The sequence below is a fragment of the Polaromonas sp. 39-63-25 genome (genome assembly GCF_002278925.1).
Lineage (GTDB): Bacteria > Pseudomonadota > Gammaproteobacteria > Burkholderiales > Burkholderiaceae_C > Polaromonas.
Genome location: NZ_NCJH01000017.1, coordinates 55,799 through 75,821, shown reverse-complemented (window position 1 = coordinate 75,821; position 20,023 = coordinate 55,799). Strand labels below are relative to the sequence as shown.

21 protein-coding genes are annotated in these 20,023 nt (G+C 63.1%); 5 read left to right on the top strand and 16 right to left on the bottom strand.

Going from position 1 to position 20,023, the window contains the following annotated elements:
• Window positions 1–2 precede the first annotated feature (2 nt).
• The gene (locus tag B7X65_RS18380; RefSeq protein WP_293595746.1) at window positions 3–1,079 is read right to left on the bottom strand and encodes an FAD-dependent oxidoreductase; all 1,077 of its coding nucleotides are present in this window, start codon (window positions 1,077–1,079) and stop codon (window positions 3–5) included.
• Window positions 1,080–1,245: 166 nt separating this feature from the next.
• Complete coding sequence (locus tag B7X65_RS18375) at window positions 1,246–2,190, bottom strand: LysR family transcriptional regulator (RefSeq protein WP_293595745.1); 945 nt, start codon at window positions 2,188–2,190, stop codon at window positions 1,246–1,248.
• 125 nt (window positions 2,191–2,315) lie between these two features.
• On the opposite strand from B7X65_RS18375, the gene B7X65_RS18370 reads away from it, so the two are divergent.
• The 4 genes from B7X65_RS18370 to B7X65_RS18355 all read left to right on the top strand — a co-directional run bounded on the left by B7X65_RS18370 (window position 2,316) and on the right by B7X65_RS18355 (window position 5,128).
• Entirely contained in the window at window positions 2,316–3,017 is a 702-nt protein-coding gene (locus tag B7X65_RS18370; protein WP_293595744.1) for a pirin family protein, read from the top strand.
• 93 nt (window positions 3,018–3,110) lie between these two features.
• Window positions 3,111–3,521, top strand: a complete 411-nt coding sequence (locus B7X65_RS18365; protein WP_293595743.1) for a DoxX family protein — start codon at window positions 3,111–3,113, stop codon at window positions 3,519–3,521.
• 110 nt (window positions 3,522–3,631) lie between these two features.
• Window positions 3,632–4,186: a flavodoxin family protein gene (locus B7X65_RS18360; protein ID WP_293595742.1), complete on the top strand. Its 555-nt coding sequence runs from the start codon at window positions 3,632–3,634 to the stop codon at window positions 4,184–4,186.
• 57 nt (window positions 4,187–4,243) lie between these two features.
• The gene (locus B7X65_RS18355) at window positions 4,244–5,128 is read left to right on the top strand and encodes a pirin family protein (protein ID WP_293595741.1); all 885 of its coding nucleotides are present in this window, start codon (window positions 4,244–4,246) and stop codon (window positions 5,126–5,128) included.
• A 12-nt stretch (window positions 5,129–5,140) separates the two neighbouring features.
• Here B7X65_RS18355 and egtB read toward each other — a convergent pair whose 3' ends face one another.
• Window positions 5,141–6,472, bottom strand: coding sequence for an ergothioneine biosynthesis protein EgtB (gene egtB, locus B7X65_RS18350; RefSeq protein ID WP_293595740.1), 1,332 nt, complete (start codon window positions 6,470–6,472; stop codon window positions 5,141–5,143).
• 36 nt (window positions 6,473–6,508) lie between these two features.
• Window positions 6,509–7,288 carry a sulfurtransferase gene (locus B7X65_RS18345; RefSeq protein WP_293595739.1) on the bottom strand — a complete coding sequence of 260 codons (780 nt, stop codon included), beginning with the start codon at window positions 7,286–7,288 and terminating at the stop codon, window positions 6,509–6,511.
• Window positions 7,289–7,492: 204 nt separating this feature from the next.
• Between B7X65_RS18345 and dnaE the strand changes: the two genes are divergently transcribed.
• Window positions 7,493–10,999: a DNA polymerase III subunit alpha gene (gene dnaE / locus B7X65_RS18340; RefSeq protein ID WP_293595738.1), complete on the top strand. Its 3,507-nt coding sequence runs from the start codon at window positions 7,493–7,495 to the stop codon at window positions 10,997–10,999.
• Window positions 11,000–11,070: 71 nt separating this feature from the next.
• Here dnaE and tolA read toward each other — a convergent pair whose 3' ends face one another.
• From tolA to B7X65_RS18280, 12 genes are all read right to left on the bottom strand, one after another.
• A complete protein-coding gene (gene tolA / locus B7X65_RS18335) occupies window positions 11,071–11,979 on the bottom strand; it encodes a cell envelope integrity protein TolA (protein WP_293595737.1) in 909 nt (302 codons plus the stop codon).
• A 25-nt stretch (window positions 11,980–12,004) separates the two neighbouring features.
• Window positions 12,005–12,436, bottom strand: a complete 432-nt coding sequence (locus tag B7X65_RS18330; protein ID WP_293595736.1) for a biopolymer transporter ExbD — start codon at window positions 12,434–12,436, stop codon at window positions 12,005–12,007.
• 17 nt (window positions 12,437–12,453) lie between these two features.
• On the bottom strand, window positions 12,454–13,146 hold the full coding sequence (tolQ, locus tag B7X65_RS18325) for a protein TolQ (RefSeq protein ID WP_096671226.1): 693 nt from the start codon (window positions 13,144–13,146) through the stop codon (window positions 12,454–12,456).
• Window positions 13,143–13,664: a YbgC/FadM family acyl-CoA thioesterase gene (locus B7X65_RS18320; RefSeq protein WP_293595735.1), complete on the bottom strand. Its 522-nt coding sequence runs from the start codon at window positions 13,662–13,664 to the stop codon at window positions 13,143–13,145. Before B7X65_RS18320 ends, tolQ begins: the two co-directional genes overlap by 4 nt.
• Entirely contained in the window at window positions 13,657–14,853 is a 1,197-nt protein-coding gene (locus B7X65_RS18315; protein WP_293595755.1) for a pyridoxal phosphate-dependent aminotransferase, read from the bottom strand. The genes B7X65_RS18320 and B7X65_RS18315 overlap by 8 nt, the downstream gene beginning before the upstream one ends.
• A 17-nt stretch (window positions 14,854–14,870) precedes the next feature.
• On the bottom strand, window positions 14,871–15,389 hold the full coding sequence (nusB, locus tag B7X65_RS18310; RefSeq protein WP_293595734.1) for a transcription antitermination factor NusB: 519 nt from the start codon (window positions 15,387–15,389) through the stop codon (window positions 14,871–14,873).
• A 34-nt stretch (window positions 15,390–15,423) separates the two neighbouring features.
• Complete coding sequence (ribH, locus tag B7X65_RS18305) at window positions 15,424–15,888, bottom strand: 6,7-dimethyl-8-ribityllumazine synthase (protein ID WP_293595733.1); 465 nt, start codon at window positions 15,886–15,888, stop codon at window positions 15,424–15,426.
• A gap of 2 nt (window positions 15,889–15,890) precedes the next feature.
• Window positions 15,891–17,003 carry a bifunctional 3,4-dihydroxy-2-butanone-4-phosphate synthase/GTP cyclohydrolase II gene (gene ribBA / locus B7X65_RS18300; protein WP_293595732.1) on the bottom strand — a complete coding sequence of 371 codons (1,113 nt, stop codon included), beginning with the start codon at window positions 17,001–17,003 and terminating at the stop codon, window positions 15,891–15,893.
• Between the two features lie 3 nt (window positions 17,004–17,006).
• Entirely contained in the window at window positions 17,007–17,642 is a 636-nt protein-coding gene (locus tag B7X65_RS18295) for a riboflavin synthase (RefSeq protein WP_293595731.1), read from the bottom strand.
• Window positions 17,643–17,697: 55 nt separating this feature from the next.
• On the bottom strand, window positions 17,698–18,783 hold the full coding sequence (gene ribD, locus B7X65_RS18290) for a bifunctional diaminohydroxyphosphoribosylaminopyrimidine deaminase/5-amino-6-(5-phosphoribosylamino)uracil reductase RibD (protein ID WP_293595730.1): 1,086 nt from the start codon (window positions 18,781–18,783) through the stop codon (window positions 17,698–17,700).
• Window positions 18,784–18,867: 84 nt separating this feature from the next.
• Entirely contained in the window at window positions 18,868–19,473 is a 606-nt protein-coding gene (locus B7X65_RS18285) for a hypothetical protein (protein WP_293595729.1), read from the bottom strand.
• A 33-nt stretch (window positions 19,474–19,506) separates the two neighbouring features.
• Complete coding sequence (locus B7X65_RS18280; protein WP_293595728.1) at window positions 19,507–20,019, bottom strand: type IV pilin protein; 513 nt, start codon at window positions 20,017–20,019, stop codon at window positions 19,507–19,509.
• Window positions 20,020–20,023: the final 4 nt, after the last annotated feature.

Below are 20,023 nucleotides of genomic sequence, written 5' to 3'. Positions count from 1 at the left end.
CTTCAGGCGATGGCCAGCGCCATTTCGAGGCCGGAGACAAACGCGTCTTCAGCCCGATGGCCGACACACCAGTCACCGCAGCTGCCGATGCGCGATTTGGCATCCCACAGGTGGGTCTGGCCCAGCGGTTCGGTGGTTTGCGCATAACGCCAGCGGTGCACCACCGCGTGCGGTGGCTCAGCGCGTATGCCGGTGACCTCGGTGAAGGCCCTGAGCAGCTTGGCCTTGATGCGCTCGTCGTCGTCTTCCAGATGCCGTGTGGACCACTCCGGGCTGGCCTGCACGGTCCAGCGTTCGATGGGGCTGCGCCCGGGTTTGGACGATTCGCGCGCCAGCCAGGCAATGCGGTGGTGGGTGCTGCGCGCCGCATTCCACTGCGGCCCCAGGTGCGGCAGCGTCGGCTGCTGCCCTTGCGGAAAAGCCAGCATCAGGGTCCAGCAGGGAGCAATGGTCACACCCGCGAGGGCCGGCATCAGGGCCTTGCCCTGCTGGGAACTGAGCAGCAGGGCATGCGCTTGCGGTGCGGGAACGGCCAGCACCACGGCGTCGAAGCCGGAATACACCTGGCTGCTGGCACCCGGGCCTTCGGTCTGCAACTGCCAGCGCTCGGGGTGCAGCTTGTCGCGTTCCATCCGGATGACCTGGGTTTCCAGCATCAGGAAGCCGGCGGCAGCCAATGGCTGGGCCCACTGCTTGAGCAGCGCGCTCATGCCGGGTGTTGCCACCCAGTGGGCTTCCCTGGGTGGCGGTGCGGACGCCACGACACGGCCTGCCTCGTCGAGGATGCGCACGGTGTTGGCGCTCCAGGGCCGCACCACACCGGGGCTGGTGGCCAGTGCCTTTTCGAAGCGCGCATCACGCACGGTGAAGTACTGCGTGCCATGGTCAAAGCCGCCAAATTCCGAGTTGCGCGTGGCCATGCGCCCACCGGGGCCGCGGTTTTTTTCGAACACCGTCACGCGGTGGCCCGCCTGCATCAGTGTGCGGGCGCAGGCGATGCCGGCCATGCCCGCGCCGACCACGGCGATATGGCGTGGCACGGTTGTGGCTGAGGGAGCGGAACGGGATTTTTTTGTCATGTCTTTGTACTTTTTATGGCGGGGTGAAAGGGGCGGTTGGCCTGCAGGTCTCGGTGGCGGGCTTTCCCGGATTTTGGCAGCACAGCGCAAACATCAATGGAAATCATGATCACACTCTACACGCTGGCGCGGTCGGCCGGCCGAAGATTCGCCGCGGGTCAGGGTTTTACACGGCATGGTCGCGCTCCAGAAGGGCTTTTCGCGTCGCGGGGCTGCCCAGCTGCTTGAGCCACCACTGCAGTGCGCGGCCCTCGCCGCCGGGCGGCACGCGGCGCCAGGCATAACTGACGGGGATGTGCCGTTCTGCCCGCTGCACGCGCTTTTCAACCAGCCTGCCGGTGGCGATGTGGGGCCGCGCAAGGTATTCGGGCAGAAAGCCGCCGCCCAGGCCGCGCAGCTGCGCATCGAGTTTTTCCTGCATGCCCGGCACGGTGAAAATGTCCTGGCCGCCCAGCAGCCCGACCGAGACGCCGCTTCCGCGCTGCACCGAGTCGGCGACCGCGACCGCCCGGTGCGGCATCAGCATCGCATCGGTGATGGGCTCGATGGCCTGCGCCAGCGGATGGTGCGGCGCGACGGCGTAGATGAAATGGATGCTGCCCAGCGGCTTGCTTTGCACCGACTTGTGGATGCCGGGCTCGATGGCCACGCCGATCGCCAGATCGGCCTGACCCGAGGTGAGGGCTTCCAGCGTGCCGGACAGGGCTTCTTCCCGCAGCCGCAGGCGGGTGGGCGGGTTCAGTGCAAAAAAGGCTTCGCACAACTCCATCACGGTGGTGCGCGAGATCACACTGTCCACCGCCAGCGTCAGCTGGGGCTCCCACCCGGTGGCCACACGTTTGACGCGATTCGCCACCGCGTCGAGTTCAGCCAGCAGGCGTGTGCCTTCGCGCAGCAGCTCCTTGCCCGCCTCGGTCAGTCTGGCCTGCCGGGACGAGCGGTCGAACAGCAACACGTCCAGTGCATCTTCCACCTGGCGGATGCGGTAGGTCAGCGCGCTCGGCACCACGCCGAGCTCGCGTGCGGCGGCCGCCATGCTGCCGGTGCGGTGTACGGTGCCGATCAGGCCTATGGTTTCGGGGGTCAGCGCATCGCGCACGCGGTTGTTCATTGAGGGATTGATTGTTCAAATAATTTGAATGATGCCATCAAATAACTGCAATGACCAGTGCTGCGCCGGCCCCTACATTGGAGGCACTGCAAACGCATTGCACACGCACCCTGAAAGGAGCTCCCATGCTGACCCCCCGATCTTCCAGCGAACGCGGCTACGCCGACCACGGCTGGCTCAAGTCCTTCCATTCCTTCTCGTTTGCCGGTTATTACGACCCGGCCCACATGGGCTTCGGCAACCTGCGCGTCATCAATGAAGACCGCATCGCTGCTGGCAAGGGTTTCGGCACGCACGGCCACCGGGACATGGAAATCATCAGTTATGTGCTCAGCGGCGAACTTGCGCACAAGGACAGCATGGGCAACGTCAAGGGCATCCCGCCCGGTGACGTGCAGCGCATGAGTGCGGGCACCGGGGTGCAGCACAGCGAGTTCAATCATGCCGACGGCCAGACCACGCATTTCCTGCAGATCTGGATTGAGCCCAATGTCACCGGGATCCCGCCCAGCTACGAGCAGAAAAGTTTCCCCGACGGCGACAAACGCGGCGCGTTGCGGCTGGTGGCATCGCCCGGCGGTGCGCAGGGCTCCGTGACGATTCATGCGGACGCCAGCGTTTATGCGGGCCTGTTCGATGGCGAGGAGACGGTCGACATGGCGCTGAACCCGCAACGCAAGACCTATGTGCACCTGGTGCGCGGGGAACTCCAGGTCAATGGCCAGGCCCTGAAGGCGGGCGACGCGCTCCAGCTGGAAGCGGAAGGCCGGCTACAGCTGTCCCATGGCAAGGACGCCGAGGTACTGGTTTTCGATCTGACGGCCTGAACGCCGAAGTGCCGAAGCGGCCCGGGACTTGCACGGCCGGGCGCTTCGGTTCAAACTTTTTCTTTCATCACTCTCAACAAAAAAGGACTCACCATGCTCAACTCATTGCAAAACCCGCTATCCCTCCTTGGCCGCATCCTGATCGCCCTGCTGTTCGTTCCGGCCGGCTTCAGCAAGATCGCCGGATTCACCGGCACGGCCGGCTACATCGCTTCCAAGGGTGTTCCTCTGCCCGAACTGGCCGCGGCCGCGGCCATCGGCGTTGAGCTGGGCTTGGGCCTGCTGCTGCTGATCGGCTTGCAGACCCGCTGGGCAGCGCTTGGCATTGCCCTGTTCACGGTGGTGATCACCTTCATCTTCCACGCCTTCTGGTCCGTGCCCGCCGAGCAGGTCATGATGCAGCAACAGGCCTTCTTCAAGAACATCGCCGTGGTCGGTGGCCTGCTGACCCTCGCCGCCTGGGGTGCGGGTGCCTGGAGCGTGGACGCCAAGCTCAAGGGCTGATCGCGGCACGCCGCGACCTGCCCACAGGCCGGCTTCAGGGCCGGCCTGTTTCCATCTCTTTTTCTCCTCTCTTCTTCCCTTCCTTTTTCTGAACCCAAGGACACCACACCATGACCAACGTCGTCGTCGTTTACCACTCCGGTTACGGGCATACCCAGCGCATGGCGCAGGCGGTTGCTGAAGGTGCCGGCGCGGATCTGCTGGCCATCGACGCCGACGGCAACCTCCCCGAGGGTGGCTGGGAACAGCTCAAGGCTGCCGACGCCATCATCTTCGGTTCGCCCACCTACATGGGCAACGTGAGCTGGCAGTTCAAGAAGTTTGCCGATGCGTCCTCCAAACCCTGGTTCAGCCAGGAGTGGAAGGACAAGCTTGCTGCCGGTTTCACCAACAGCGCGGGCATGAACGGCGACAAGCAGGGCACGCTCACCACGCTGTTCACGCTGGCCATGCAGCATGGCATGGTCTGGGTCAGCCAGGGCCTGATGCCGTCGAACAGCAAGGCCGCGCAGCGCGACGACATCAACTACCTGGTGTCCTACAGCGGAGCGATCGCGCAGTCGCCTTCCGATGCCGGCGCCAGCGAGATGGCCGCGGGCGACCTGGCCACGGCCCGTCTGTTCGGTCAACGCGTGGCCGATGTGGCCGCAAAATTTCACGCCTGATCCCTTTCTGATCCCTTCCTCGATCCTTTTCCACGAAACCACGCTGGAGTCACCGCCATGCCTGTTGACCTGACATTGACCGGACACGACAAGGACCTGGGAGGCGGCTTTCGCGTGCGCCGCCTGCTGCCGGCCACGCAGCGGCAGGCGGTGGGGCCTTTCCTGTTTTTTGACCATTTCGGCCCGGTCACGGTGGCCCCGGGAGAATCGCACGATGTGCGGCCGCATCCGCACATCGGCCTGGCGACGGTGACCTACTTGTTTGACGGGGCCATCATGCACCGCGACAGCCTGGGCTCCAGCCAGCGCATCGAACCCGGCGCCATCAACTGGATGACAGCCGGACGCGGCATCGTGCATTCCGAGCGTGCGCCGCAGGAACTCAAGGCAAGCACCTACGTCAACCACGGCATCCAGCTGTGGGCGGCCCTGCCGCGCGAGTTTGAAGAGGCTGCGCCGGATTTCGTACACACCCCGGCTTCGGCCATTCCGTCGCTGGTGCTGGGCGGCGCGCAGGTTCGTGTATTGATCGGCGAGGCGTTTGGCCAGCGTTCGCCGGTCAGGACCTTCTCGACCACGGTGTATCTCGATGTGCAGCTCGCTGCCGGCGCGGTGTTCGAACTGCCGCCGTTGGCTGATGAGCTGGCGATTTACGCCGTGGACGGCGCTGTGGTGGTGGACGGAGAGCCGGTGGCTGCGCACACGCTGGTCGTGCTTGCGCCAGGCGCGGTGGCATCGATCACGGCCGGCGACGCAGTGCGGCTGATGGTGATAGGCGGCGATGCGCTTGATGGCCACCGCTTCATGTGGTGGAACTTCGTGTCCAGCCGCAAGGAGCGGATTGTGCAGGCCTCGCGCGACTGGGAGTCGCAGACCATGGGCCAGGTGCCGGGGGATGCAGAACTGATTCCCCTGCCAGAGCGCCGCTTTACCGCCGCGTGAGTCCTATGCGTCCTATGCGGCGGCGTCGCGTGCCAGGCGCAAACCGCTGAACTGCCACTGCGCGTCCGGTGGAAAAAAGTTGCGGTAACTCGCGCGTACGTGGCTTTGCGGTGTGGCGCAGGAGCCGCCGCGCAGCACGAACTGGTTGCACATGAATTTGCCGTTGTATTCACCGACCAGGCCCTCCCACGGCTTGTAGCCGGGATAGGGGTTGTAGTTGGACTGGGTCCACTCCCAGACATCGCCAAACATCTGGGCCGGATGACCCGCACTGCGCTGCTGCAGCGGGATCGGGTGGTAGGCGCCGCCTTCGACAAAGTTGCCTTCGGCCCGCTGGCCGGGTGGGGCCGACACACTGCGTGCGGCCAGCTCCCACTCAAACTCCATCGGCAGGCGCGCACCGGCCCAGCGTGCATAGGCGTCGGCTTCGAAATAACTGAGGTGACAGACGGGCGTGTGCGGGTCCACCTGCACCAGACCCTGCAAGGTGAAGTTGCGATACGGGCCGTTCGGCGTGTCTGGCATCTGCCAGTACATCGGCATCGTCGCCCCGCGGCCCTGCACCCAGTCCCAGCCCATGGCCAGCCACAGCTCGGGACGCCGGTAACCGCCGTCTGCCATGAAAGCCATCATCTCCCCGTTGGTGACCAGCCGGTGGCCGATCTCAAACGGCGCCACATACACCTTGTGGCGCGGCGTCTCGTTGTCAAAGGCAAAGGCGCCGTCCATGACAGGGTCGAAGCCATGCTCGAGCAGTCCGCCTTCAAAGCCCATCCAGCGCAGCGGCTGCGGGTTGATGCCGGCCAGCGGCCAGTGCCCGGCATAGGCGGGCCGTCCCGGGTTGAAGGACAGGGCGTGTTTGATGTCGGTCAGCAGCAGTTCCTGGTGCTGCTGCTCGTGGTGCAGGCCCAGTGTCAGCAGTTGCATCAGTTCGTCTTCGGCAGGACCTGCCGGGGTTTGCCGGAGGACGGTCTGCACACGCTCGTCCACCTCTGCCCGGTAGGCCAGCACCTGCTGCAGCGTCGGCCGGCTGATCAGGCCGCGTTGCGGCCGCGGGTGCCTGTCGCCAACACCGTTGTAATAGCTGTTGAACAGCACCCTGAAGCTGGCATCGAAAGGCCGGAAATCCTTTTCAAAACGCTCCAGGACAAAGGTTTCGAAAAACCAGGTCAGGTGCGCCAGGTGCCATTTGACGGGGCTGGCGTCGGGCATGGACTGCAACTGGCAGTCCTCGGCGCTCAGGGGTTGGATGAGACGTTCGGTTTGGTTGCGGATCTGTTCAAAGCGCAGCGACAGGCCGGAGATCCCTGCGGCGGTGCGTCGGGCAGCGGTGGGTGTGGGCATGGCGGTCAGAGCGTGGTGATGAGATAAAAAGCCGGTTCAGCTTCCCACACCTTCGGCGAGCGCCTTGTCAGACGATGCCCCGACATTGACGCGGGGCTGCAGGGCCGGGTCCAGCGCGCGTCGATCATCAAAGACAAAACACGCACCATCAAAATGCGCGTGGCCGTTTTCTTCAAAGTATTTCAGTATGCCGCCGTCGAGCTGGAAGACATGCTTGACGCCCGCCTCGCGCATGAAGATGGCGGCCTTTTCACACCGTATACCGCCGGTGCAGAAGCTGACCACGGTTTTGCCTTCGAGCTCGGCGCGGTGCGCCAGCAGGGCCTGCGGGAACTCGGTGAACTTGTTGATGCGCCAGTCGATCGCACCCCGGAAGGTGCCAACGTCGACCTCGAAGGCATTGCGGGTATCCAGGGTCACGACGGGACGCCCCTCACCGTCGTGGCCGGCATCCAGCCAGCGTTTGAGCGTCGCGGCATCCACCGCGGGAGCGCGGCCGGCCGCGGGCTGGATCGCCGGGTGGTTCATGCGGATGATTTCGGGCTTGATCCTGACCAGCAGCTTGCGAAAAGGCTGGGCATGGGACCAGCTTTCCTTGACCTCCAGGTCATGGAAACGGGTATCGCGCCGCAACCATGCCAAAAAATCATGAATGTCGGCGCGCGGGGCGGCCAGGAACAGGTTGATGCCTTCTTCCGCCAGCAGTACCGTGCCTTTGATGGCGCGGCTCTGCAGAGCTTCCTGCACCCCGGCCTGCAGCTCAGCCAGGCCTTCCAGCGCCACAAATTTGTAGGCCGCAATGTTCAGAACTTTCATGATGCCGGAATTGTAGGGGGATGCCTTCAATTCAAGCAGGGGCCGCGGGTCCCGAGGGGCTGGAGCCTGCGGCTCCAAAGCTGCTTGAGCAGCTTTGGACAGGCGACAGAGGCGAAGCGTCTCGCGAGCCGCGGCCTGCAAGGCCTCGGGAGTTACACGCAGTGAACGACCGTGGGGGCAACATCCACACCCTAAAATGAAGCCATGTTTGTCCATTTACGTATCCACACCGAGTTTTCAGTCGTCGATGGCACCAACCGCATCGATGAAATCGTGGCCGCTGCAGCGGCCGACCGCCAGCCCGCGCTGGCCATCACCGATCTGGGCAACCTGTTCGGCACGGTCAAGTTCTACAAGGAAACGCGTGGTGCCGGGGTCAAACCGCTGATCGGTGCGGACGTATGGGTGCAGGTGCCGGGCAAGGAGGCGGGTGCGGCGCCCGCGCGGCTGCTGCTGCTGGTGCAAAACCGCCAGGGCTACCTGAATCTTTCGGAGCTGCTGACCCGGGCCTGGACCCGGGGTGTGGTGCGCGACCAGGCCATCATCAGCCTGGAGTGGCTGCAGGAGCTCGGCGAAGGCCTGATTGCCCTGTCCGGCGCGCAGGGCGGCGCGGTGGGGCAGGCGCTGGTGCAGGGTGACGGCCCGAGGGCTCTGGAATGTGCGCTGCATTTCGCGGGTCTGTTTCCGCACCGTTTTTACCTGGAGCTGCAGCGCGCGCAACGCGCCGACGACGAGCAGCATGTAGCGGCAGCGGTACAGCTGGCTGCCCGCCTCAAGCTGCCGGTGGTGGCGACCCATCCGGTGCAGTTTCTGGGTTACGAGGATTACGAGGCCCATGAAGCGCGCGTCTGTATTGCCGAGGGCGAGATCCTCGGCAATGCGCGGCGCGTGCGCAAGTTCACGCGCGAGCAGTATTTCAAGTCCTCGGCGCAGATGGCCGAGCTGTTTGCCGACCTGCCTTCGGCGCTGGCCAACACGCTGGAAATCGCCAAACGCTGCAACCTCAAGCTCGACCTCGGCAAGCCCATGCTGCCCGAGTACCCGACGCCCGAAGTCGACGGTGTGCGCATGTCGCCCGACGAGTACTTCCGCTACGCTTCTTTTCAGGGGCTGGAAGAGCGGCTCGCGCATCTGTACCAGAATGAAGCGGTGCGCAACGAGAAGCGGCCGCACTACGTGGAGCGGCTGGAGTTCGAGATCAACACCATCCTGAAGATGGGTTTCCCCGGCTACTTCCTGATCGTGGGCGACTTCATCAACTGGGCCAAGAACAATGGCTGCCCGGTCGGGCCGGGACGAGGCTCCGGGGCCGGTTCGCTGGTGGCGTATTCGCTGAAGATCACCGACCTGGACCCTTTGCAGTACAACCTGCTGTTCGAGCGTTTCCTGAACCCGGAGCGGGTGTCCATGCCCGACTTTGACATCGACTTCTGCCAGACCAACCGCGACCGCGTGATCGACTACGTGAAAGACAAGTACGGTCACGCCGCGGTCAGCCAGATTGTGACCTTCGGAACCATGGCCGCACGCGCCGCGATTCGCGATGTCGGCCGGGTGCTCGATTTCTCCTATGGCTTTTGCGATGGCATTTCCAAACTGATCCCGAACAAGCCGGGCCAGGCCGTGACCCTGCAACTGGTGCCTGCCGACCGCAAGAAAAACGACAAGATGGTTTACGCTCTGGAGGCTGAACCGGTGCTGGCCGAGCGTGAGGCCAAGGAAGAAGACGTGCGCACGCTGCTCGAGCTCGCGCGCAAGCTCGAGGGTCTGACGCGCAACGTCGGCATGCATGCCGGTGGCGTGCTGATTGCGCCGGGCAAACTCACCGATTTCTGCCCGCTCTACCTGCAGCCCGGCAGCACCTCGGCCGTGAGCCAGTTCGACAAGAACGACGTCGAGGCGATCGGCCTGGTCAAGTTCGACTTTCTGGGCCTGGCCACGCTGACCATCCTGGAGCTGGCGCGCGAGTTCATCGTACAGCGGCATCCGGCGCAAAAGGACTTCAAGTTCGAGAACCTGCCGCTGGACGACCAGCGCGTCTACGCGCTGTTTGCCGAAGGCAAGACCGAAGCCGTGTTCCAGTTTGAAAGTATCGGCATGCAGCGCATGCTCAAGGACGCGCGACCGAACCGGCTGGAAGACCTGATTGCGATGAATGCGCTGTACCGGCCGGGTCCGATGGACCTGATCCCGACCTACATCGCGCGCAAGCAGGGCAAGGAAACACCCGAGTACCCGGACCCGCGCGTCAAGCCCATTCTCGAAGAGACCTACGGCATCATGGTCTACCAGGAGCAGGTGATGCAGACGGCGCAGATCCTGGGCGGTTATTCGCTGGGTGGCGCCGACATGTTGCGCCGCGCGATGGGCAAGAAGGACGAAAAGGAGATGGCCTCGCAGCGGGAAATCTTCCGCAAGGGTGCCGGCGTCAACGGCCTGACGCAGGAAAAAGCCGACGAGGTTTTCGACTTGATGGAGAAGTTCGCCGGTTACGGCTTCAACAAGTCGCACTCGGCCGCCTACGCCTTGCTGGCCTACCACACGGCCTGGCTCAAGCGCCATTACACGGCCGAGTTTTTCTGCGCCAACATGACGGTGGAGATGGGCGATACCGACAAATTGAGGATTCTTTTCGGCGACGCGCAGAAGATGGGCATCAGCTTCGAATCTCCTGATGTCAACCGCGGCCACTACCGCTTCGAGCCCATCACCGACAAGAGCATCCGTTACGGGCTGGGCGCTGTGAAGGGCACCGGCCAGCAGGCGATTGCGGCCATCGTCGCGGCGCGCGAGGCCGGCGGGCCTTTCACCTCGCTGTACGACTTCTGCTTGCGTGTGGACAAGAGCAAGATGAACAAACGCACGGTTGAAGCGCTGATCAAGGCCGGCGCCTTTGACAACCTGCAACTGAACCGTGCCTCGCTGCTGGCCTCGGTGGACCGGGCTTTTGAATTTGCCGCCCAGGCCGAAGCCAATGTGAACCAGGGCGGCCTGTTCGACATGGACTCGCATGCGGCGAGCACGCAGGAGCCGCCGCTGGTGGAGGCCGTGCCCTTCGGTGTGAAGGCGCGGCTGGTGCAGGAAAAAACCGCCATCGGCTTTTACCTGTCCGGTCATTTGTTCGACGAAGTCGAGACCGAGGTGCGGCAGTTCGTCAAACGCAGGATCGACGACCTGATCGATTCGCGCGACCAGCACCTGCTGGCGGCCATCGTCAGCGACCTGCGTGTGATCAACGGCAACCGCGGCAAGCTGATCATCTTCAAGCTCGACGACAAGACCGACACGCTGGAGGCCTCGGTGGACGAGGCCACCTTCAATGCCAACCGCAACCTGCTGAAAGACGACGAACTGGTGATCGTGCAGGGCACGCTGCAACCGGCGTCGGAGCGCTTCGGTCGCCGCTTCAAGGTGACGCAGGTCTGGAGCCTGGAGTCGGCACGCTGCCGCTTCGGCAAGTACCTGCGCGTGGCGGTCAACGGCACGGCGCCGGACGTGCAGCGCATCGTGCGGGACTTTCCGCCGCGCAAGGAAATGTCGGAGCAGGGCGAGGTCAGCCGCGGCCTGCCGGTGCGCCTGAGCCTCAAGCGCGACAGCGTGATGGCCGAACTGCAGCTTGGTGAAGCCGCGAAATTCTTCCCGACCGATGCGGCACTGGCCAGCTGGATGGCCCAGGCCGACCAGGGGCGGGCACAAATTGTTTATGAGTAAATAAAGGCTCCAGCCCTTTTGTTGATTGCGCGGATAGCTATCTTATTGATAGCATTCGAAGTGATCGGCGCTCAATCCTTGGGCCGGAATTCCAGAATCATCGGTGTCGGCACCCGGCCATCCACATCGCGCGGCATGGTTTCGGTGCGGATGATGGCCTTGATCACCGCGTTGTCCCAGGCCTTGTTGCCGCTGGACTTGATCAGGCGCTGGCTGATGATGCTGCCGTCCAGTGCGGTGCGCACCTCGACCTCGGCGGTCGGGTTGCCGGAGATGTCCTCGGTGAAGACGATGTTGGGTTTGACCTTGGCGCGCACCTTGCCGCCGTAGCTGGCTGACGGGCCGCTGGCTTTTTGTGCCGTGCCCTTGGCGTCGGCGCCGCCGGTGGCACCGGCCAGGCCCATGACCCGCTTGATGTTTTCCTGGCGCTGCTTTTCCGCTGCGGCGTCAGCCTGTTTTTTCTTTTCCGCGTCTTTCGCGTCCTGCTTCTTGTCGTCGGCTTTTTTCGCTTCGAGTTTCTTCGCTTCTTCCGCCTTGCGTTTGGCCAGTTCTTCCTTCGCCTTGAGCTCCTTGTCCTTTTTGACCTGGAGTTCTTTCAGCCGGTCCAGCTCGGCCTTGGCTTTTGCGAGTTCAGCTTCCTTCTTCTTGAGTTCGAGCTTGCGTTTTTTCTCACGTTCCAGCGCAATGTCCACGTCCGGTGCGGGGGGAGGTGGTGGTGCCTTGACCGCGGGCTCCGGCGGGGGCGGAGGAGGGGGTGGCGGCGGTGGCGGAGCTTCCACCAGTTTGGGCGCGGCTTCCTGAGGCACGCTGGACCAGAGTTCGGCTTCGAACGAGATATCCGGGTTGCTGTGCTTCCAGTTCACGCCCCAGGTCAGGGCTGCGATCAACAGCAGGTGAACCAGCACCGCCAGGACCAAGGATCGCAACGCACCGGGCTCGCGGTGCGGGGCAAACTCGGGGCGATCGGCGGCGATGGGCATGAAAAAATTCAGCGCGGGCTGGGGGTCAGTTGCCGGTCTGCACCGAGAGGCCAACGCGGGCCACGCCGGCCTTTTGCAGCGCGTCCATGACCTTGACCACGGTTTCGTACTTGATGGATTTGTCGGCGCTGATTACCACCGGCGTGACCTGTTCACCGGCCGGCACCGCAGGCTGCAGGCGCTTGACGGTGGCGCCGACCTCGCCGAGCTTGACCGGTGTGGTGTTGCCCGCCGACTTGATCTGGATGACTTCGTCCTTGCTGATTTCAATCTGGATCGGCTTGGGCGGCTGGCCTGGCGCCTTGCCGACCTTGGGTAGCGCAATCATGCTGGGCGTGATCAGCGGCGCCGTCACCATGAAGATGATGAGCAGCACCAGCATCACGTCGATGAAGGGCACCATGTTGATTTCGCTGATGGTGCGGCGGCCGCGGCCGCGGGAATTGACTGCTGGCATGAGGGCGGCTCCCTGGCTTAGTGACCTGAGGGCGAATGGGCGCCCAGGTTACGCTGCAGGATGTTGGAGAACTCTTCGATGAAGGTCTCCAGCTTGTTGGCCACGCGGTCGATATCGTGGGCAAAGCGGTTGTAGGCCACCACCGCGGGGATGGCGGCAAACAGGCCGATGGCCGTGGCCACCAGCGCTTCGGCAATGCCGGGCGCCACGGAAGACAGCGTGACCTGCTCCAGCGCGGCCAGGCCGGTGAAGGCATGCATGATGCCCCAGACCGTGCCGAACAGGCCGACGTAAGGCGAGACCGAGCCGACCGTGGCCAGAAAGGACAGGTTGGACTCCACCGCATCCATTTCACGCTGGTAGCTGGCACGCATGGCGCGGCGGGCGCCGTCGAGCAGGGTGCCGGGGTCTTCCATGCGGCGCTCGCGCAGCTTCTGGAATTCACGCATGCCGCTGGCGAAAATCCGCTCCATCGGGCCGCTGTGTTTGGCATTCTGGTTGGCGGCGGCAAACAGGTCGTTCAGGCTGGTGCCGGACCAGAATTCGCGGTCGAACTCGTCGTTGAGCGACTGCACGCGCTTGAGCGAGACGATCTTGCGGAAGATGGCGGCCCAGCTCGCGATCGACACGCCGACCAGCAGTGCCACCACGCCCTGGACCACCCAGCTGGCGTTGAGAATGAGGCTGACAATGGATAAATCCTGGTTCATGTTTTAACTTCCAGACGATCAAGGATGTTGGCGGGAATTCTGGCGGGCTTCAGGCTGGCCGCATCGACCCAGCCGATGCGTATGGTGCCCTCGCAGATCGATGCAGCCCCCACGCTTTTCGCTTCGCGTAATGCGCTGCCCCCCGAGGGGGCTAATTTTCCTAGGGGCGGCCCGTCGGAAAATTGGTTTTCACCGGATAGACCCGAATGCTCTGATTTTAATAGCGTACTCTGTCGGATTATCAGTGACGCCCGGCCTTTTTCGATCAGGGTCGCGGTAACAATCAGTTCATCGTCGAGGCGCGCGGGCCGGTGGTAACGAATACTGGTTTCCGTCACGACGAACATGCCGCCGGTGCTCTCACGCAGGCTGTGTTGCTCAATGCCCAGTGATCTGAGCCACTCGGTGCGTGAACGTTCAAAAAATTTCAGGTAGTTGGCGTAGAACACGATGCCGCCGGCGTCGGTGTCTTCCCAATAGACCCGCAAGGGCCACTGGAATGGGGTGGCCTCAGCCAAGGACGGCCTCCAGCCGGGCGACCGCTTCTTTCAGTTGCGCCATGGAATTGGCGGTTGAGAAGCGGACATACTGCTCCGGCGCCATGGTGCCGAAATCACGCCCGGGGGTCACCGCCAGGTGGGCACGTTTCATCAGCTCAAAAGAAAAGTCCCAGCTGCCGCTGACGCCCAGCCGGGCGGCGGCGTCTGTGCAGTCGGCATAGGCGTAGAAAGCACCGTCGGGCATCACCGGCACCGTCAGCCCCAGGCGATTGAGTTCGGGGATGAAGTAGTCGCGCCTGGCCTTGAACTCGGCGCGGCGCCGTTCGTACTCGGCCAGGCTATCGGGTTCAAAACAGGCCAGGGCGGCGTGCTGGGCCACGGTGCTGGGGCAGATGAACAGGTTCTGCGCAATGCGCTCGATCACCGGTGCCAGCGCCTCTGGCACGACCAGCCAACCCAGGCGCCAGCCCGTCATGTTGAAGTACTTGCTGAAGCTGTTGATGCTGATGATGCTCTCGCCGAGTCCGCCTTCCATCGCCAGCGCTGTCTGACCAAAATGCGCCTCGTAACTCAGCCCCAGGTAGATCTCGTCAATCAGGGTGATGCCGCCGCGGCTGTGCACAAACTCGTGGATGCGCCGCAATTCTTCCGGCGCAATCGACGTGCCGGTCGGGTTGGACGGCGAGGCCAGCAGCACACCGCGGGTCTTGTCGGTCCAGGCGGCCTGCACTTTCGCGCTGCTGAGCTGGAAGCGCTCTTCAGCCGTTGTCGGTAGCAGCACCGCATTGCCGTCGGCAGCGCTGACAAAGTGCCGGTTGCAGGGATAACTCGGGTCGGGCATCAGGATCTCGTCGCCCGCTTCGATCAAGGCCAGGCAGGCCAACTGCAGCGCCGCGGAGGCGCCGGCGGTGATGATGATGCGGCCGGGCGCAACGTCGGCCTGGAAGCGCGTGGCGTACCAGTCGCTGATGCGTTCGCGCAGTGGTTGCAGGCCGGTCGCCTGGGTGTACTGGGTGTTGCCGTCCCGGATGACGCGGGCCGCAGCCTGCTGGACCAGTGGCGGCGCGGTGAAGTCCGGCTCGCCGATGTTCAGGAAAATCATGGGCTCTGCCGTGTGGGCAAGCTGCTGCGCCATGGCCGCCGCGGCCTTGGCAACTTCCATTACATAAAAGGGTTCGATGCGCTGGGCGCGCCGGGCTATCCTGATGTCGCTCACAGCGCGCCTCAGGCTTTTTTGTCGGCGGCGACTTCAGCGGCGCGAAAGGCCGGTGCCAGTTTGTGCAGCACGCCGTTGACGTATTTGTGGCCGTCGGTGCCGCCAAAGGCCTTGGCCAGCTCGATGCATTCGTTGATGATCACGCGATAAGGCACGTCCAGGCAATGCTTGAACTCGTAGGTGCCAATCCACAGCACCGCATGTTCGACCGGCGATATTTCCGCCATTTTGCGGTCCAGCAGAGGCGTCACACTGTCGTCCAGCGACGCAGCTTCGGCAATGCAGCCATGCAGCAGCGCGTCGTAATGCGCCGCATCGGCCTTGTGAAAGCCCACCAGGTCGCGGGTGAACGCGTCAATGGACGCAGCCTCGTTGCGCCCCACCAGATGCTGGTACAGCGCCTGCAGGGCAAACTCGCGTGCCCGGGTGCGTGCAGACTTGTCGGCGGCTTTCTTGACACCCGTGTCGGTCAGGCCGTTGCGGGTCTGCGGCGGGCGCTTGGGTTTGAGGGGTGTCTTTTCAGTCATGGCGCGCTTGTTGGGGGAGGGGAGGACCGGGGTATCAGTCAAGTTCGTTCAGCAGGTTGGCCATTTCCACCGCCACGCGCGCTGCATCGCGGCCTTTGTCGGTCTGGCGGGCTTCGGCTTGGGCCGTGTTTTCGACGGTCAGGATGGCGTTGGCGATCGGCAACTGGTAGTCCAGGGCCAGACGGCTGACCGAGGCGCCGCTCTCGTTGGCGACGAGCTCGAAATGGTAGGTTTCACCGCGGATGATGCAGCCCAGCGCCACCAGCGCGTCATATTGGTCGCGCTCGGCCATGGCCTGCAGGGCCGAGGGGATCTCGAGCGCACCCGGCACCTTGACGTGGTGGATGTTTTTTTCCTCGACACCGAGCGCCAGCAATTCCTGCCAGCAGGCCTTGGCCAGCGCATTGGTGATGCTTTCATTGAAACGCGCCTGGACGATGCCAATCGAGAGTTTTTTGCCGTCCAGCTTGTCGGCCGTACCTTTTTCTGCACCAAACACGGTCAATCCTTTTTGTTGGCAATGTAGCCGGTGATCTCTAGGCCGTAGCCCGTCATGCTGGGCATGCGGCGCGGGTTGCCCATCAGGTTCATTTTGTGCACGCCGCACTCGCGCAGGATTTGTGCGCCCACGCCATAGGTGCGCAGGTCCATGCGGCCGCGCTCGGGGGCCTGGCTGGCGCGTGCCGTGCCTTCGAATTGTTCAAGCAACTGCGCCGCGCTTTCGCCGCAATTGAGCAGAACAGCCACGCCTTTGCCCTCTTTGGCAATATGGGCCAGGCTCTGGTCCAGGCTCCAGGAGTGCATGGAGCGGCCGGTTTCCAGCGCGTCGAGCACCGACAGCGGCTCGTGAACCCGCGCAGCCACGGTGTCTTCGGGGGACCACTGTCCCTTGACGAGCGCCAGGTGCAGGCCGTGGCTGGTCTTGTCCTTGAAGGCATGCGCGGTGAATTCGCCAAAAGCGGTATTCAGTGTCCGTGAGCCGATTTTTTCAATCAGTGAATCGTGGCGGCTGCGGTGTTCGATCAGGTCGGCGATGGTGCCGATTTTCAGGCCATGTTCGGCGGCAAAGATCTGCAGGTCGGGCAGCCGGGCCATGGTGCCATCGTCTTTCATGATCTCGCAAATGACAGCGGCCGGCGAGCAGCCTGCCATGCCAGCCAGATCACAGCCGGCTTCGGTATGGCCGGCGCGCATCAGTACGCCGCCATCGACCGCTTGCAGAGGGAAAATGTGACCCGGTTGCACAAGGTCGGTGACCTTGGCGTTTTTGGCGACGGCGGCCTGCACAGTGCGGGCCCGGTCAGCCGCGGAGATGCCGGTGGTCACGCCCTCGGCGGCCTCGATCGACACCGTGAAGGCGGTACTGAATTTGCCGCCATTGCGGGTGGCCATGGGCGGCAATTGCAGCATCTCGCAGCGCTCGCGCGTCAATGTCAGGCAGATCAGTCCACGGCCGTAACGGGCCATGAAGTTGATGGCTTCCGGAGTCACGTGATCGGCGGCCAGCACCAGATCACCTTCATTTTCGCGGTCTTCTTCGTCGACCAGGATGACCATGCGGCCGGCCCGCATGTCGGCCACGATGTCTTCAACAGGGGAGATGGCAATGGTCATGGTTCAGTTTTTCTTTCCGTCCTGGAGCATGCGCTCCACGTAACGCGCAATCAGGTCAATTTCCAGGTTCACCTGCGATTGTGGTCGCAGATGGCCCAAGGCTGTGTTTTGAACCGTGTGCGAAATCAGGTTGATGCTGATTTCGCAGCCGGCCTGGCCGCCATCCAGATCGGTGACGCGGTTGACGGTCAGGCTGACGCCATTGACCGTGATGGAGCCTTTGTAGGCCAGGTACTTGGCCAGTTCGCGCGGGGCGAGGATGCGCAACTCCCAGCTTTCACCCACCTGGGCGAAATGCGTGACGGTGCCGATGCCATCGACATGCCCGGCGACGATGTGGCCGCCCAGCCGGTCATTGGCGCGCAGCGCTTTTTCAAGGTTGATCGGGCCGGGTTCGGTCAGGCCACTGGTTTTGGCCAGCGACTCGGCCGATATTTCAATCAGGAACTGGTTTTTGGCGATGTCGAGCGCCGTCACTGTCATGCAGGCGCCGTTCAGTGCGATGCTGTCGCCCAGGCCCACGTCGTCGAGGTAGCCCGATGGCGCTTCGATGGTGAGTCGCTTGCCATGGTCCAAAGAGCTGCCCAGGCTATGGATGGCGACGATGCGCCCCACGCCGGTGATGATTCCGGTAAACATGGCGCTATTTTCGCAGAGATTGCGGGCGGCCATGGGCCGGGCCGATAAAGCAGGGCTAAAAGAGGTCGCGTCCCCTGACTCTGGCCACGATACGCAGATCGGGGCCCAAGCGGTCGCTCGAGCGAAACTCGAGGTCCACCGCCTGCGAAAGCTCGGTGATCGGCCCGAAACTGGCCATGCCGCTGCCCTGGCCTATCAGTTTGGGGGCCAGGTAGACCAGAAACTCATCGACCAGGTCTTCACGGATCAGCGACCCGTTGAGCTTGTGCCCGGCCTCGACGTGGACTTCGTTGACCTCGCGCAGCGCCAGGTCGCGCAGCATAGCCGCCAGGTCCACCTTGCCGCCCTTGCCCGGCAGATAAACGACGGTTGCACCGCGCGCTTCAAGGGCTGCTTTTTTGGCATCATTTTGCTCACTAGCGTAGATGTAGAGCGCGCGACCAGCTATAAAAAGATGAGCATCCAGCGGCGTCTCCAGCCGGCTGTCCACCACCACCAGATGCGGCTGGCGCGGCGTGTCGACCAGCCGCACATCGAGGCGCGGGTTGTCTTCAAGCACGGTGCCAATGCCGGTGAGCATGGCGCAGGAGCGTGCGCGCCACGCATGGCCGTCGGTTCGAGCTGCGTCGGACGTGATCCACTGGCTTTTGCCATTGTCCAGCGCCGTCTTGCCATCGAGCGACGCCGCCACCTTCATCCGCACCCAGGGCGTCTTGCGAATCATGCGGCTGAAAAAACCGATGTTCAGCTCGCGCGATTCTGCCGCACCCGGGCCGACCTCCACCTCAATGCCCGCGGCCCGCAGGCGCGCAAAGCCCTGGCCGGACACCAGAGGATTGGGATCCGCAATCGATGCCACCACCTTTTTGATGCCGGCGGCGATCAGGGCGTCACAGCAGGGCCCGGTGCGCCCGTGGTGGGAGCAGGGCTCGAGGGTGACGTAGGCGGTGGCACTGCGCAGCGAGTGGCCCTGCGCTTGTGCGTCCCGCATGGCCACGATTTCTGCGTGGGGGCCGCCAGCGCGTTGGGTGTGGCCTTTGCCCAGGATATGACCTTCAGCCGAGGCGAAGATCGCCCCAACCCGGGGGTTGGGAGAGGTCAGGAGCAGGGAGTTCCTGGCCAGCTCCAGGGCGCTTGTCATGTTGCTTGGGATCAAGGTAAGTCAGTCAATTTTGTGCAGTCCGGAGCTGAAAAAACGTACCTGCAAAGACGCAAGCGGAAAAAATCAGAACTCGAGAGCCATTTCGAGAGTCCGTTGGCTGGCTACCTGTCGGCCATCTTTCGTGGCAGGAGTCATTGAGGTTTGAATCAAGCTCCGTTCGATGTTCTGCTTCTGCTCCCCCGCGATTTGCGGTTCTGAGGAAAGTAACTCCACATTCAGGATATCTCCATTCTCCGCGATCCAGACTTGGACGACCAGGTGTCGAAGTTGGATGGAGGCAGGAGTTTGCGAAGGAAATTGCCAGTTCAGGACAGGGAGGGCTGGTTGATCAACTTCTTCAATGGCATAAAACCTCATGTCTGCGTCTGGGCGCCAGGTGTTCAGAGGCTTCGTGGCCACAGCATGCACACTACCCGCTTCGATCTTGGCAGGTTGCGCCATTTCACGTGTTTCCATTGCAGCTGTGATTGGGGGGCTGTCCACTGACACTGGTGTTTGTTCGATGACGCGAGCAGCGATGCGCTGACCGCCACCGCCGGACTGGATTTGGCCTTGAGGCGCGCCGACACGGGAGAGCAGCGGTTGTGCGACAAAAACTCCGTAATGCAGGGCCATGGAGGCCGCGATTGCGACCATCCACCGCATGTCCGGCAGTTCACGGAATTTCAATTCAGGCCCTGGTTTCCGTGCACCGGACGACAACTACTTCCAGCAAGCCGTAGCTGCTGCAGATGCAGAGCTGAAGGATGATGTGGAGAATCCGGGGTTGCTTTTTACTCCGGTGTTGGTAATCTGAAAATTGCCGCACTTGTCAGACGCCACAGGTCCCCCCGCAACGCGCGTTGCCGTGAGGGTGTAGCTTCTTTGAGCTGACGCTGATACCGCAATGGTGTAGGCACCTCCTGAGTCCCTGGGCGACTGTGCCAGGTTTGCGGGAAAGATGTCTGCAACAGCCGTTCCAGCGGTGTTCTGGTCGTACCTGAAATTTTCGGAGTAGTGGCGCTCCATCCATTGAGAGGCTTCCAGCAGGATGGTTCGGACTTCGGCCCGCCTGCTCTTGGCGATGTATTCCTGGTAACTCGGGAAGGCAACAGCAGCCAGAATTCCGATGACCGCAACGACGATCATGAGTTCGATAAGCGTAAAGCCGCCGCTGGCGCGTCTGGTGGGGTGGCACCTGCCGCCGGTGGTTGACTTTTTTTGAACGAGTTTCATGCTT